The sequence below is a fragment of the Flavobacterium sp. genome (assembly GCF_043778725.1).
Taxonomy (GTDB): Bacteria; Bacteroidota; Bacteroidia; order Flavobacteriales; family Flavobacteriaceae; genus Flavobacterium.
On the sequence record NZ_JAYWFT010000029.1, the window covers coordinates 1 to 16,470 of the forward strand.

The 16,470-nt window shown below is 30.4% G+C and carries 10 protein-coding genes; all 10 read left to right on the forward strand.

Going from position 1 to position 16,470, the window contains the following annotated elements:
- The coding region (locus tag ACH2CG_RS02765) for a site-specific integrase (RefSeq protein WP_395061966.1) at positions 1-610 on the forward strand (610 nt) is incomplete at its 5' end.
- Positions 611-880: 270 nt separating this feature from the next.
- Positions 881-1,768, forward strand: a complete 888-nt coding sequence (locus tag ACH2CG_RS02770) for a hypothetical protein (RefSeq protein ID WP_395061968.1) — start codon at positions 881-883, stop codon at positions 1,766-1,768.
- Positions 1,769-1,857: 89 nt separating this feature from the next.
- On the forward strand, positions 1,858-2,139 hold the full coding sequence (locus ACH2CG_RS02775; protein ID WP_395061970.1) for a helix-turn-helix domain-containing protein: 282 nt from the start codon (positions 1,858-1,860) through the stop codon (positions 2,137-2,139).
- 97 nt (positions 2,140-2,236) lie between these two features.
- A complete protein-coding gene (locus ACH2CG_RS02780; RefSeq protein WP_395061972.1) occupies positions 2,237-4,330 on the forward strand; it encodes a VapE domain-containing protein in 2,094 nt (697 codons plus the stop codon).
- Between the two features lie 626 nt (positions 4,331-4,956).
- A complete protein-coding gene (locus ACH2CG_RS02785; protein ID WP_395061974.1) occupies positions 4,957-6,585 on the forward strand; it encodes a T9SS type A sorting domain-containing protein in 1,629 nt (542 codons plus the stop codon).
- A gap of 25 nt (positions 6,586-6,610) precedes the next feature.
- The gene (locus ACH2CG_RS02790; protein ID WP_395061976.1) at positions 6,611-9,904 is read left to right on the forward strand and encodes a hypothetical protein; all 3,294 of its coding nucleotides are present in this window, start codon (positions 6,611-6,613) and stop codon (positions 9,902-9,904) included.
- A gap of 6 nt (positions 9,905-9,910) precedes the next feature.
- A complete protein-coding gene (locus ACH2CG_RS02795) occupies positions 9,911-10,780 on the forward strand; it encodes a DUF6443 domain-containing protein (protein ID WP_395061978.1) in 870 nt (289 codons plus the stop codon).
- 144 nt (positions 10,781-10,924) lie between these two features.
- A complete protein-coding gene (locus tag ACH2CG_RS02800; protein ID WP_395061980.1) occupies positions 10,925-13,501 on the forward strand; it encodes an RHS repeat domain-containing protein in 2,577 nt (858 codons plus the stop codon).
- Positions 13,502-13,788: 287 nt separating this feature from the next.
- A complete protein-coding gene (locus ACH2CG_RS02805) occupies positions 13,789-14,421 on the forward strand; it encodes a hypothetical protein (protein ID WP_395061982.1) in 633 nt (210 codons plus the stop codon).
- A gap of 1,526 nt (positions 14,422-15,947) precedes the next feature.
- A complete protein-coding gene (locus ACH2CG_RS02810) occupies positions 15,948-16,370 on the forward strand; it encodes a DUF6943 family protein (RefSeq protein WP_395061984.1) in 423 nt (140 codons plus the stop codon).
- Positions 16,371-16,470: the final 100 nt, after the last annotated feature.

Below are 16,470 nucleotides of genomic sequence, written 5' to 3' on the forward strand. Positions count from 1 at the left end.
GAGAAAAGATACCGAGAAAAGAGTATTCTTAAACAAAGACCAAATCGAAAAATTAACCAATTTAGACCTCAAAGAAGGCAAGAAAGCCGATTTATGGCGTGACTTATTCCTTTTCTCTATTTACGCCGGAGGATTAAGATTTAGCGATGTTATCGAGCTGCAATATTCCAATTATAATGAAGAAGAGCAAAGGATAAAAAAAGTAATCCGAAAAACAGGAAGACTACATCAGTTTAAAATCGGAAAAGTGGCGATAGATATTTTGAATAAATACAAAAAGGAAGGGACACAACAAGATGATTATATTTTCCCAATTATCACTGATAAAAAATCATACAACAACAGCGAAGAAATACGTTATTTCATATCACAAAGGGAAAATCATTCCGCCAATTTTCAACTCAACCGAATGGGTACAAAGTTGAAATTACCATTTTCACTTTCGTTCCATTTATCAAGACACAGCTTTGCAACAAATGCTTTAAATAATGGAATGAGAATTGAGCACGTTTCAAAATTAATGGATCACACAGACATCAGCACAACGCAGATATATGCAAAAATCATCAACGAAGAATTAGACAAAGCAGTTGACAATTATATTTTCTAAATAATGTGTTAAGTCTATGTTTTATTGATGTTATGCGATTGTTAATAACTTAATTTAAAATCCTTTAGTAAGGATTTTTTTTATTTTATAAATTTACATCAGAGAAAATAAGTAATTTTTAAAGCATTCTAAACGAATGATAAAAGAGTTCCAGTTCAAAACACTCGGACTTCTAATGAGCAACAAATTTAAAACCGCTTTTAATTACCTTTCAGTACCAAATGAATAACAAAAAAACCGTAATACAATTTGAACTCAAAGGATCAAAATATGCAAACCGCAGAGTTTGTAGAATTATTGGCAGTGCCACAGGCACAAGCCAAAAATCCTTTATTTGATATAATCGTTGAAGATAAAATCAATATTCAAAATTATTGCAATGCTTTAATTGCTAAAATTTTAGAACTCAAACAATCGCAATTTCCAGCATTTATCGATTATCAATTTAACCAAGTTAAGAATCCAGAGATATGGATATGTAAACTCGAAAAATTATTAGCCAATAATGAAGCATTTTTCAGCTCCAAAACAGCAATGAGTAGGTACAATAAACTCTATATTTTAATTGAGAAAAAACGAACAGAACTGCAATCTACCAGCGTAAAAGAAGCGGTTTCAAAAACACCTAAAAAGTTTATCAATGCCGAAAGTGAAGACCGTTATTTTTCATTTTATGAAATGAAAAAGCAATTGGATAAAGTTAATGATGACAACCAAAAAATACTATTGCTAACCAAAGAAATGTTTGAATACCAACAAGCAAGTATCGAATTTATAAATCAAAAAACACCATTTTACGATGTGCAATGTGCTAAAGAAATCGAACATATTTATGCCTTACAAAAATTACAAGCAGCCGTAGAACAAACCAAAAGGGAACAAAATCAAAACCAATTACCATTCAAAAAAATGCAAATCAATTGCAATCTAAATCAGTTTGTTGATGTGTATTACCAGTTTACTAGAGAGTTATTTATAGATGGAAAATCAATGATTGATGGTTCGGTGAATGACTTGGTGGCAATTATCGTAAATTCATATGTTGACAAAGACGGAAAAGAAATAAGTCCTGAAACAGTCAAAACAATACTAACTCCTTCAAGAACTGAAAAACGTCCGAAACCTCATAAAAGAATAGACATCGACAAAATGCTCTAAAACAAAATAGTCCTGAAAGACCATTTCAGGACTTTTGGACTTTTTACTACTTCTCACATTTGCACCATAACAATTTAAAACTTTAAAAAATGGATGCAATTATCTTCACAAAAGACCAGTTCACAGATCTAATGACAAAATTAGACACTATTCAAAATCAAATTAGCTTAAAGTCTGATGCTAAAAAAGAAACCTTTTTAGACAATCAAGAATTTCTATTATTGATGAAAATTTCAAAACGTACAGCTCAAACCTGGAGAGACGAAGGCAAAATTTCATTCAGTCAAGTTGGGAACAAAATCTACTATAAACTTTCTGATGTAGAAAAATTGCTAACAGAGCATTATAACAAATCTTTTAAAGGACGATAGTATGTGTAGCTGTAACGGAACTTGTGAAGTTTGCGATTGCAAACTTCACACAAATGAGAACCAACAACGAGCAACAAACAACTATCAACCTTAAAAAATGGTAACACTATTCAAAAACTTTAACGAGGTTATAGAACACAAAACAATTCCAACAATTCTGGAAGAGATTAAAACAGGAAAATATAAACCAGGCATTATTTACTTGCGAAAATCATTGGCTGAAAAGAAAGAAGAAGCATACAACAAAGCAAAAAAATCTCTTCCAGCATTTACACCATCAGGAAAATTTGTTGGTGGTAGAAAATTGGAATTTCTAACCGAGTATTCAAAGTTTATAATATTAGACATCGACAAATTAAGTGCAGCAGATTTGCAAAATGCAAAGCATTTGGCCAACCAATCTGAATTCACTTTTGCGAGTTTTGTTAGTCCATCGGGGAATGGTTTAAAAATTCTAGTAAAAATCGATACGCCAAAAACCGAACACAAAGAAACGTTTCTAAAAGTTCAAGCACATTACGAGAGTATTTTAAAACTTGAAATTGATAAGTCAGGTAAGGATTTAACAAGGTTATGCTTTTATTCCTGGGATGAAAATTTATATCATAATCCTGATGCTAAAACTTTTGTCACATTAAGCGTAGTCGAAATGCCTCTAGTTGATGAAGCTCCAAAACAGAAAACTGCTACTGATAATGTGTACTTGGACTATGATGCAATCTACAACCATTGCGTAAATTTTACCGAAAAAAAAGTGCAATATGTGAATGGTAGTCGCAACGTGTTCGTACATCAATTAGCGTGTAACCTAAACCGAAAAGGAGTATCATTACAACAAGCTCTAGGATATATTTTAACCGATTTTGGTTATGATGAAAAGGAAGTAACACAAGCAATTCATAGTGCCTACGGCAATATCCACGAATTTGGTAAATCGGAACAAAAGCAAACTACCAATAAACCCAAAGAAAAAAGCTATTATTCAATAGAAGACGTTACAGATGAAGACAACGAAGACAAACCAAAACCAACACAAATAGACCGTTTAGAGCTATTCTTATCAAACAAATATGTATTTCGGCACAACATAGTTTCGGGTAAATTAGAGTTCCAATATTTCGGAAAAAAGATGTGGAATGTAATGAATGATTTTATTGAAAATTCAATGCTTCGTGAATGTTTGAAAGGAAGATTGAAAACAAATCTATCGTCATTAAGAAACTTATTGTATTCTGATTTTTGTGAGCTGTTCAATCCATTTGAAGATTACTTTTATAATTTACCTACTTATGATGAAAAAACCGATTATATAACCGAATTAGCCAACACAATCAAAACTACAAAACAAGACTTGTGGCAGCAATGTTTCAAAAAATGGTTAGTAGCTATGGTCGGTTGTGTACTCGATGATAAAGTAATAAATCACACAGTAATCGTATTCAGTGGTAAACAAGGATTAGGAAAAACAACTTGGGTTGAACGATTAGTACCAAAGCAATTGAAAGAGTATTTGTTTTCTGGAACCATAAACCCAAATAACAAAGACACTTTAGTTCAACTTGCGGAATGTATGCTTATAAACCTTGACGAATTAGAAAACCTAAACCGTTCCGAAATTGGAAGTTTAAAAGAGATCATCACAAAAACCCAAATCAGAATGAGAAAAGCCTACGGACACAATAATGAAACAATGCCAAGAAGGGCATCATTTGCAGGAAGTGTAAATACAGCTCAGTTCTTAAACGACAGTACAGGAAGCAGACGATTTCTCTGTTTCGAATTAGAAGATATAAAATACCAACACGAAGTAGATATTAATTTGGCTTTTTCACAAGCATTGTTTCTTTTCAAGAGTGGTTTTAGATATTGGTTCGACCAAGACGAAATTAAATCCATAACCGAGAATAACGAACAATACCAACTTCATAGCCCAGAAGAAGAATTGCTTTTAACTTGGTTTGAATCTTGCGAAAAGGATAAGGCAAGCAACTTTCTTAATGCCTCTCAAATAGCTACAAAATTGGCTGAAAAAGCTAAAATAAACATTACCGATGGTACAATAAACAAGTTAGGAAAAGCACTCAAAAAACACAACTTTATAAGACTGAAAAAGAACGGAATAGCAGTTTACGCTGTAATAGAAAACACTTGGGAAGAAGTAGATAACAGGAACAAAGTAGTTGAAGAATAACAGGAACTTTAATAATCTGTGGTAATCATTTTAATCTGTGGCTAAAGAATTTTTTTAGCCACATTTTTTTTAGCAAAACTCATAATTAATAACTTACAACTCATAATTATCAATTTACTTCATTTTACATCATTCTCACAGGGCAGGCAGGGTAACCAAAAAACACAAAAAACAGTTACCGTTTTTTTTCTTCTCAAATAATCGGGCAACATAAGACCAAAACAAAGTAGATTAATAAAGTACACGTTCCAATTTACACCCAAACAGCCTTATAAATCTGTTTTTTACTTTCTAAAAAAATAAAAAATGTTTTTTTCAAAATTTGGTTACCCTAGTTGCCTTAATGATATTTTCACTCTTTTGCCTCATTTTGTATTTTGTATTATTTTTATCCTTATTATTGCATTGTAAAAAAAATGTTCTTTCTTTATTAAAAATATAAAGCTTTGCTTTATTGTTGTCTGAAAAACTAGTAATTTTTAAGTGAACAACAATAAACTCTGCCTACGCTTTGCGTGGGCTTTGTTTATTAGTTCACGGGTATACTAGTGCCTTCAGACGATAAGCATTGCCTCACGCATTTTTTATTTTACTTATATACAATGAATTCAAAATAATACATATTTATGAAAAACTTACTAGTTATTATATTATTGTCTATTTGCTCAATTACATCTGTAAGATCTCAGGATATACTATGGGAGAAATCTTATGGTGGTAAACACGCCGATTATTTAATGGATGCAATTCCAACAGCCGACTACGGTTTTATTTTGGCAGGAAGTTCTTTGTCTAAAAAGACTGGAAATAAGACGGAAGATAACTTTGGCGATTTAGATTATTGGATATGGAAAATGGATGAAAAAGGTGAGTTAGATTGGCAAAAAAGTTTTGGCGGTAATGGTTCAGATTTTTTGCAAAGCATAAGCGCAACAAAAGATGGCGGATTTATATTAGCTGGAATTTCAAATTCTACAAATATCAGTGAAGGTAATACTAATAGAAATGATAAGAAGGATGTTTGCCGTGGGAACGATGATTTTTGGATAATTAAATTAGATGCTAAAGGAAATGAAGAGTGGCAAAAAACAATAGGAGGTTTTGACCAAGAAAAATTACAAAGTGTACTTCAAACTAAAGATGGAGGATATATATTAGGTGGTTCATCGAGCAGCTCTATATCGAACGAAAATGAATTAGGAGAAAAGACTTCAAATACTTTTGGTAATTTAGATTATTGGATAGTTAAGCTTGATAGTTATGGAAAAATTGAATGGCAAAAATCTTTTGGTGGTATTTATATTGACGAATTGAAAAGTATTGAGCAAACAATTGATAAAGGTTATATTGTTGGAGGTAATTCAAATTCGCCAGTTTCAGGTAATAAAACTGGGGATAATAAAGGAATTGGGGATTATTGGGTATTAAAAATAGATGCTAAAGGAGAAATAGAATGGCAAAAAACTATTGGAGGAGATAAAGATGATGAATTATCAACAGTACATCAAACAATTGATGGGAATTACATTATTGGTGGGAATTCTAATTCTGATTCTTCAAACGAAAAGAGTAAAGGAAACGAAAACGGAACAGATTTTTGGATTTTAAAATTAGATAGTATAGGAGATATTATTTGGCAAGAAACATATAATATTGGTAAAGTTGATGTATTAAACTCATTAATAGAAAACTCTGACAGAAGTTTACTCTTAGGCGGATTCGCACAAAGTGAAATCAATGAGTCAAATCAATCTTTAAAATCGAAAGTTCAAAAAGACAAAAAAGAAATTAACGATTATGTGGCTTTGAAAATTAATGAAAATGGTGTAGAAATTTGGAGAAAAAGTGTTGGAAGTTCTGGTGAAGATGTGTTGAGAAAGGCAATTGAAACGAGAGACGGAGGTTACTTATTGTCTGGAACATCAAATAGTAAAGTTTCTAGAGACAAAAATAGCAATATTGGAAGTAATGATTTTTGGGTTGTAAAGCTAAAAGATAATTTGAAACCTACTAAAATTAAAAATACAATTGAAGCAATTCCTAACCCAAGCATAGGTTTTACAAATGTAATTGTTGGATATGATTTTGAAACAGGTACAGCTACTGTTGTTGATATCTCAGGTAGACAATTGCAAAAATTTGATATAACAAGTAGGACAGTTCCAATCGATTTGAGCAAATATCCTACTGGTATATACATAATAAATATAAAAACTAATATTCAAAGTGACGGTGTCAAGGTAATTAAAAAATAAGTCAACAACATTAAAACAAAGGATTATGAATACTAATACTAATTTATTTTACATTAATAGAAACTATAAATTCTTTAAAGTAATTTTTTTTATTATATTTTTTAATAATTTAATTATTGCTCAAAATTCACAAACTGATTATGGTCAAAATTTAAAATCATATACTTTATCTTCTCCAGAGGTTAGTAGTTTTGAAAGATATAGTTTAACCAATACTGACAACTACACCGGTAAAGTTAATATCAATATACCTATTTATACTATAAAAACTGGTTCAATAGAGTATCCAATAAATTTAGTTTATAATTCAGGTGGGATAAAAGTAGACCAATTAGCTTCTGAAGTTGGTCTTGGATGGAATATTACTAGTGCTTTAATCACAAGAACAATTAATTATTCAAATGATTTTGATAATACAGGTGCATTAAATTTACAGTCTGATTATAATACATATTCTAATGCAGATAAAACAGAAGATCAAAGAATTAATTACCATAAAATTGGTTACTTTTTGCAAAAGCAAAACCCATATGCTGTTATTGGTGTTTATAATGATGTAGACTTTTTACCAGATATGTATCATTTTTATGGAAACAGTACTTCATCTGATTTTTTTTTCAATGATATAAATACTCCTATAGAGAATAATTCAAAGGGTAATAAGATTCAAGCTATATCAAGTAAAATAAGAATTGATACACAAAAAGGAAATTATGTATCTAACGTTTGGACACCTACATATAACTTTCTAACTCACGATTTTTTTACAATATCAGTTACGACCAAGGAAGGTGTACAATATACATTTTCTGATTGCGATTATGGATTGAATCAAGTATTAACAGGAAATAGTACCAATTCTTCACCAGCTCAAATATCAGCTTGGCACATTACAAAAATTGAAGATTTAAAGAACGGTAAAAAGATTGATTTCATTTACGAGAATACATCATCCAATCCAAATCATCCTTTAAATAGTAATATTTACTTAAATACTCTAAATGCGCAAAGAACTTTTGGTTACAGTGTAAATACATTTTCAGACCCTCAAAACCCATCACAATATTATTACAATGACAATATTCAAACTTCAATGGCTAGAATTGACGTTCAAAAGAAACGATTAGTAAAAATTATTTTTGACGAAGGTGAAATTAATTTTAATTATAATAATAATGGAATTTCAGGTCAACCAGTAATTGTTAGAGATGATGTTTATAATAGTGATTGTTTAACACAAGTATACTTAAAAGATAAAAATTTAGCTGTAATTAAATCATTTAATTTTAACTATAGTTATTTCAATTCTAATTATAATGTAAATGAATTTAATCCTGATTTTAATTATAATCCTACAAGATATAAAAGATTGAAGTTATTGTCTTTTGGTGAAATCGGAAAACCATTACATAAATTCACTTATGATGAGTCAATAAATTTACCGCCAATTAATTCTTTTTCAATTGATTTTCTGGGATACTTCAATAACTCGATTGATACCCAATGTTGTTCTTTTTACGATCGAAGTCCAATTTTATATTATTATGAAAATCAATTTGAAAAATCACTATTGCCATTTCCAATTACTAGTATGAATCCAGTTGTAATTCCAGGGTATTTTAATAGACAAGCAAATGAATATTCTAAAACTTGGAGTTTAATAAAAGTTGATAATCCATTGGGTGGATCGACCGAATATGTTTATGAGTCAAATAATTTTGAGGAGTTTGGGCAAAATATTAAAGGTGGAGGTATAAGAATTGCAGAACAAAAATTAAATGATGGTTTTGGAAATACAAGAACAATAAATTACTCATACATAAATATTGGAGGTATATCGTCTGGAAAATTAGCATCCATTCCTTATTTTGGTTTCCCTACAGCGGGTAATTTTAATTGTGAAATAAATTATCCTGTTGATGGTTTAAGTCCGGCAACATTAACTTCTTTTGGAAGCAATTCAAATATATCTTGGCAACTTTACGATAAAAGTAATTTGAATGTTGAGATAACATCAGGTTCTTATGTTGGATATTCAAAGGTAGTCGAAAGGGAAATCGGTAATGGTAGTAGAGAATTAAATTTTACTTCAAATAATGACCCTTATTACAAGAATGTAATTTATAGAATGTCACCTCAATTCTTAAATCCTATTTATTCACAATTATATTTCGATGATTTACTATACACGTTAGATCAAGGAGGAAATCAAGTATACAGAATGGACGGATCTAATGATTGGGTAGTCGGTAATAGTGCAATATTTTCAAATTTCTTTACTGATAATTCATACAAAAGAGGTAAACTTTTTGAAGAAAAAATTTATAATGAATCGAATCAATTAATAAAAAAGACATCATTTAGTTATAATGACAATGTAATAAACTCTTTTACTTTTCATCAAGGGTTTAGCCACATAAGTAATAATCCAATATACATAAGTCCCTATTCTCAAAATTATTATGAAACATATTTAAGGTATAATTTGGAGGCGTTTGTAACAGTTAAAAAAGATTATAAAATTTCACAGTTTTTACCTTCATCAAAAACAATTTCTTATTATGATAATAGTGGTAATCAAAATGATGTTGTTTATAATTATACATATAATCCTAATGGACTTTTAAGTTCCGAACAAATGACTGAGAGTAATGGTGATGTTTCTTTAAAAAAACAATATTATTCTCAAGACCCGACCTTATCAAGCGAGCCGTTAATTAATGATTTAATTAATAAGAATATAATTGGAACTCCTATAAAAACAGAAGATTACAAAAATTCAATTAAGATATTTGAGCAAAAGACAGTTTACGCTAAAGACGCTACAACAAGTAATCTATTACAGCCAAAATATGTTTTTGCAAAAAAAGGAATTGATGCAAGTGCTGTTTTAGAAAAGAAAATGACTTGTGACTTATACGATGACAAGGGTAATCTTATTCAATATACACTTGAAAGTGGAATCCCAATAACTCTAATTTGGGGATATAACAAGACAAAATTACTAGCAAAAATTGAAAATATTACTTACGCAAGTATAACTACAAGTTTAATAACTAATGTTCAAACAGCATCAAATACTGGAACAGAGGCATCATTAATAACAGCTATAAATAACTTAAGGAATAATTCAGCATTAGCAAATACCCAAATTACTTCATATACCCATAAACCTTTAGTTGGGATTAGTACAGTCACAGATATTAGAGGTCAAGTAATATATTTTAATTACGATTCCTTGAGCAGATTAGTTAATGTGAAAGATGCCTTAGGTAATATTCTAAAAGAGAACCAATACAATTTTAAACCTCAATTATAAAATAATATGAAAAATTTAATTTATGGTTTATTAGTTTTACCGATTATTTCTTTTGCTCAAATTACTAGTCAAACATTTACTGCTGCCGCAGCACCAATAAACAACCCACCTGTAGTGGCTAATGGTCCAAGTTTAAATCAAAATTTTGTAAAAACTACTTACTATAAACAGGCGAATACAACGTCTGTAGCAAATCCTACTCCAAGTGTAGCAACAGTTTTAGTTACTTATTATGATGGGCTGGGCAGACCAATTCAACAAATTGCTAATCAACAATCTGCAACTGGAAAAGATATAATAAAACCTATTGTTTATGATTCTTTTGGTAATCTGGCAAAGGATTATTTACCTTATTCATCAGCCGATGGCTCAATGAATTATTCCTCTTCTGCTTTAATTAATGTTACAAATTACTCATTATATACAGGTCAAACTCCATATAGTGAAAAACAATTTGAAACATCTCCATTGGGCAGGGTTTTAAAAGAGGCATCTGAAGGTACTGATTGGGATTTACCAATTAGTGGTTCTGACCCAGACCATACTGAAAGAATAGAATATTTATATAATTCATCTGCTGACAATGTAAAACTCTATAAAGCCACAGCAACTTGGAATTCAGCAGCTGGACTATATGATATTTCTTTAATAAATGGTTCTGGCACTACATATTATCCATTAAATAAATTGTTCAAGACTATTATAAAGAATGAGAACTGGTCAACTTCAAATGGTAATAATAATACAATTCAATTGTTTAAAGACAGAAATAATCGTACCATTTTAAAACGTATGTTTAATAATGGTATTGCACACGACACCTATTATGTTTACGACCAATTTGGTAATTTTTTCTCTAATAATCTATTACGATGATCATATTTATATTGATAACATAAACCATCCAATTGTGATGCTGTGTTGTTCACTAAAGGAGGTATCATATAAGTTAAATTACCAAATTGGTCGTAAACATAATAGGTGTCGTGTGCAATACCATTATTAAACATACGTTTTAAAATGGTACGATTATTAGAGAAAAAATTACCAGGAAAGCAATGGCAATTTATTGTTTATGACAAATTGAATAGAACTGTAGCAGTTGGTCCAACACTTTCTCCTTTTAGTAATTTAACAACAAGCGGATGGTTAATTACTAAATATGACGCTTTTAGTAGAATAATTTATACTGGTTGGCAAACATCATCAACAATTAATAGTGCTGGGAGAAAAACACTTCAAGATTCGCAAAATGCTTTAACTACAACTTTAAACGAAACCAAATTAACTTCTGGAACTATAGATGGCATTCCTACATATTACAGCAATGTCGTTGCACCAACTAGTTTTAAATTACTTACTGTTAATTATTATGATAACTATACATTCCCAAATGTTCCGACTATTCCAACAAGTGTTGAGGGGCAAACTGTTTTAAATACTTCTCAAGTCAAAAATTTGCAAACAGGAAGTTGGAGTAGAACGCTAACTACTAGTACTGCCATAGTTGGCGAAATTAACTCAATTTTATATGATACTAAATCAAGAATAATTAGTTCTAATACAAAAAATTATTTAGGAGGCTATACAAAAGTTGATAAAAAATTAGATTTTGTTGGAGTTCCTCAATATACAATTACATATCACAAACGCTTAAATGCAGATGTGGAGTTAAAAACAACTAATAATTTTACTTACTCACCTCAAGGTAGATTACTTATACATACCCATCAAATTGGAGCAGGAAGTATTCAATTATTAGTCAAAAATGATTATAACGAAATTGGACAGTTAATAACTAAAAGAGTCGGAGGGAATGATGTAACTGGAGCTACTAGTTTACAAAAAATTGATTATACATATAATATAAGAGGTTGGTTAACATCAATAAATGACATTACTAACTTAACAGTAGGTTCAGATCCTCAAGATTTATTTGCTTTTAAAATTAATTTTAATAATGTTCAGAATGAATCGGGATATACTGGTACACCTTTATACAATGGCAATATTGCTGAAACTTATTGGCGTTCTAAAAGTGATAATGTTATTAGAAAATATGGTTATTTATATGACAACTTGAATCGATTGACAAACTCAATATATCAAAAACCTGGTGCAACTGTTCCAGTTCCAAACTCATATAATGAAACGCTAAGTTATGATAAAAATGGAAACATTACATCTTTGCAACGAAATGGAAATACAGATGGAGTATTACCTGCAATTGGCATTGATAATTTAGCTTACACTTATGATACAAATTCAAATAAATTATTGAGAGTAACTGATACTCCATCCACGGCAATAAGTGGCTTTAAAGATGGAACAAATACTAATGATGACTATTTATATGACTTAAATGGTAATTTAACTTTAGACAATAATAAAGGTATAACTAGCATTATATATAATCATTTCAATTTTCCAACTAAAATTATTTTTGGAACAACAGGAAATATAGAATACACCTATAATTCATTTGGTCAAAAATTGTCAAAAAAAGTTACACAAGGATCAACAATCACAACAAGAGATTATTTAGGAGGGTATCAATATAAAAACGCAGTTTTACAATTTTTTCCAGTTTCAGAGGGATATGTTGCAAAAACTGGTGCTGTGTATAGTTATGTATTTCAATATAAAGATCATCTAGGTAATGTAAGAAGTAGTTATACCAAAAATAGTACAACTGGAAATTTAGATATTATAGAGGAAAGTCATTTTTATCCTTTTGGATTAAAACATTCAGGTTATAATAATACTATTTTAACCTCTGGTAACTCAGATGCTCAAAAATATAAGTTTGAGGAGCAAGAACGTCAGGATGAGTTAAACCTTAATTTAGATAGCTTTAAATATAGAAATTATGACTATGCAATTGGGCGATTTTTAGGTGTTGACCCATTAAGTGAAAAATATAATTGGCAATCAAATTATAGTTTTTGTTCTAATCAAGTTGTTCATTCACGAGAGATTGAAGGATTGGAAGCTGAAGATGATCAAAATGAAATGTGTGATCAACCTGATTATACAAATGAGAATCACGGACCAGGTTTTGGAGGAGAAATGACAGATAATATGTGTGATGCTTTTCCAATGGGTGGTGAGTTAGATGAAGTGATAATTTCTGCTGGATTTAAAGATTATGATGTTAATGATGAAAGTTATTCAAATGATAACGATAATTATATTAATGATATTGATGATGGTTACAGTGAAGAAGATGAGAAAGCTTTAGAAGATATGGCTGATAATTTTCAAAATATTGGAACAGTTTTATCATTAGTTGGAGTCGGATTATCAATGACAGTTGTTGGTGCACCTATAGGCGCTGCTTTGATGGCTGTTGGTGCAGGATTATCTTGGGGAGGTATTGGTATTGAATTTATTGAAGATGCATTTGACGGTCACGATGGTTTTGATTGGGGTAATCACGCAATGAACATTGGTTCTGAATTAATACCAGGTGCTTATGATGATTTTTTTGGAAGTGCAGATGAATTGATGCAAGGTGCAGATAATCTGTATATTGAACTAGGTGCTGCTGGTTCCGATTATTGGATGGATTTATTAAACGATTCACATCACCCATAAATTTTTAAAATATAATTTCACAATGGATAATGAGTTAATACAATTTGTTTGTTTTTTTATATTGTGCCTATGCTTAATAATATATTTTTATAAAAGAGAGAAAAAGTATAGGTATAGCGAAAGAGGTGACTATGCATTAATAAATAGCTATAAAAGATTTGGAATATTAATTACAGTAGCTTTAATTGCTTTAATAAAAATAATTGTTGAAATCTTAAAAGTATGCAATTGATAATGATTAATTAAAAAAAAAGTATAAACTATATTTGCTATAAAATTTCTAAAATATGAATTATAAATTTTTAGTTGCTTTGTTTTTTTTAAGCTTTATTTGTAATGGTCAAAAAAGTTTTGAGGGTATTGTAAAATTCAAAACTGAGATAACAATAACTGATTCGTTTAATGAGGATTTAAAACAAAATCTCCAAAAAAAGTATGGAGATAGTTTGTTGGTTTACTATTCTAAAAACGGCAATATTAAAAGAGAATATTTAAATAGTAAAGAGTTTGGTAATGATATTCAAATTTTCAATTCTGATACTGGTGAAATGATATTTGTAAAAAAAAATATTGAAAAAATATTGAAAGTTGATATGCAACAAAATACATTAAAATTATTGAGTAAAAGAAAAATCTCTAATGAAATCATAATGAATCTTGATTGCGAATGTTTTGAATATGTTGCTTTGTCTAAAACAAATGAGAAATTGATTATTAATTATTGCTATAGTTCCGCAACGCCAAGGATTGATTATAAACTATATGAAAAGTATAAAGATTTTTTTATGGATGAATATTTTCAAACTACAGAAAGACCTTATTTAAAATACTCGATGCAAACTAAAAAATCTAAATTGACTTTTATTGCTACAAATATTGAAGAAAAAATTTTAGACATTAATGAATTTCAACTTAAATAAGGTCTACAAATGATGTATCATATGATAGCTCTATTTAAAAACAGTTATTATCTCATTCGTCTGCACAAAATCCTCGTTTAGTCCAAGTATTCCTAAACTCACATCTTTGTTTGCTTCATTTCGCTAATTTCCTTTTTCACAGACGACTGGATTTCTTTTCGTTCAGTTAAAACAGGACGTTTTACTTTTCAGTTGCCACACCTTGCCAACGCTCCAAAAAGTTTTTGTACGCTCAACAGCGTATGCAGTAAACAGAAACTAAGGAGAATGAGCAACAAAAACTTTTCCCCAAGCTGTGTTACATAATTGAGTATTATAGTTCATCACAAAGCGAGTTTATTTTTTTTTTGGTTTTTGCAATGAAGCTATAATATCATTTATGTAAAACAGCCGCCACACCCAACGCGCTTGCCAGTGGCTCCAGGACAACATTTTTTGCAGCTCCCATCGCATCACCCAGCTACAAAAAACACCGTCCTTCGCCACTGTCTTCAACAACATTCGCTATTTCATAGGAAAGTTTACGGTCGTTATTACTTTCAAGAACGTTTACGGTAACTGTTTTTAGCAACTTTACGCATACATCGGTAGTGTTTTCATTGCTTTTGTAAGTTCTAAAAATGGCTTTGACTTTTAGTTTTTTGCCTATGGTAAAGCCATTTTTAGAACCCACAAAACCAAAATCCCAGTAAGAGTATCATTTTTTTATTTGCCAGAAAACCCCAAGTCATTGCCTCAGCGGTAAAGCCGATGCCAAACCGTTCCTAATAATAACAATGATAAGCTTGAAGCATTATCTTTCTTTCAAGTCTATGGCATCAACTTTTCCACTAAAGCAATCAGAAACATCCCAATAAGCAAATAAAAAAATGATACACTTACTCGCGCTGCTGCACCGTCGCACTAGGTAAGTATTTGCATTGTTTTTTGAAGATGCTTTCCATTTTGAGTACAACATTCAGTTTTGATAGAAGTCTTGCATTTCATAAGACGATTAGGCATCCTCAAAAATCAAATAGTAGAAGGAAGAGTATCAATTTTTCAGATGGATTAGGATAAGCATCTTTTTCATCACGTTGTTTCATCCATCTACAAAAAATTGATACACTTCCAAGACATTTTATCTTCCAATTCAACACCAAATACTTCAGCTAAAATCCGATTAAACAAGAACATTTTGATTGGATATTCAAAACAAAAAATAAAAAAAAAGAGAGCAAAGATAAGTTCTAGGTATTCAGAAAAAAAAGTTCAAGCCCTACGGGTTTTAAAAAAAATCTCCACCCATAACAGTTCGCAACAACAATCATTTCCGATTACACGCCCATACTTCCGAAGATGTGTCGGGTAGTATTTTTTTAAAAAAACTTTTTTTTCTGAAACCTTCCACTTAAACGGACGGCTTTCTTTTTTTCTTTTTTTTCTTTTGAAAAATTTTATAGGTCGAGCGTAGCGAGGCACACCTGCATTTCAAGAGAAAATCTGCGGAAAACTGAAAATCTAAACAATTTTTAAAGCCGAAAGTTATGCAGAATTTCATCATTAAAACCCACCAAAAAGGCACGATTTACTCGAAACCGCATTTATTCCTACTTAACAAAGGGATGAACAGCGGAAAGCCAAAAAAAGAGCCATTTACGAACAGCTTTGTAGTCATTTTTGACTTAGAACAGGACTGCGAAAACCTTTATTTTATTGCTTACAGTTTGTGGCAAACAAAATTTTGGCATCAATTTTTAGTAGGTTCTGTAATTCCATTTTTACGCCTTAATGATTTTAAAAAGGAGTTTTTTGTTAGGTCTAAAATTATGATGGAAGAACACGAGCAACACGTTAAGCATATTGCAGCTCTAAAACTTTTGGAGCAAAAAGAAAAGCAATTTCACGAAAATATCAACCTTATCAACGATATGCGAAGAGTTATTTTATACCGTTACTGCAAACGATAAAACAATCCTGGTCCAACTGGAGTAGGATTGTTTGCACCTCATTTATAAGCAAACCAATACATAAGTGCAATACGATTGCACCACTTAAATAAATCGAAGA

Coding starts and splice junctions, on each gene's coding strand:
- ACH2CG_RS02770 (WP_395061968.1), top strand. CDS start 881: ATGCAAACCGCAGAGTTTGTAGAATTATTGGCAGTGCCACAGGCACAA.
- ACH2CG_RS02790 (WP_395061976.1), top strand. CDS start 6,611: ATGAATACTAATACTAATTTATTTTACATTAATAGAAACTATAAATTC.
- ACH2CG_RS02785 (WP_395061974.1), top strand. CDS start 4,957: ATGAAAAACTTACTAGTTATTATATTATTGTCTATTTGCTCAATTACA.
- ACH2CG_RS02795 (WP_395061978.1), top strand. CDS start 9,911: ATGAAAAATTTAATTTATGGTTTATTAGTTTTACCGATTATTTCTTTT.
- ACH2CG_RS02805 (WP_395061982.1), top strand. CDS start 13,789: ATGAATTATAAATTTTTAGTTGCTTTGTTTTTTTTAAGCTTTATTTGT.
- ACH2CG_RS02810 (WP_395061984.1), top strand. CDS start 15,948: ATGCAGAATTTCATCATTAAAACCCACCAAAAAGGCACGATTTACTCG.
- ACH2CG_RS02780 (WP_395061972.1), top strand. CDS start 2,237: ATGGTAACACTATTCAAAAACTTTAACGAGGTTATAGAACACAAAACA.
- ACH2CG_RS02775 (WP_395061970.1), top strand. CDS start 1,858: ATGGATGCAATTATCTTCACAAAAGACCAGTTCACAGATCTAATGACA.
- ACH2CG_RS02800 (WP_395061980.1), top strand. CDS start 10,925: ATGGTACGATTATTAGAGAAAAAATTACCAGGAAAGCAATGGCAATTT.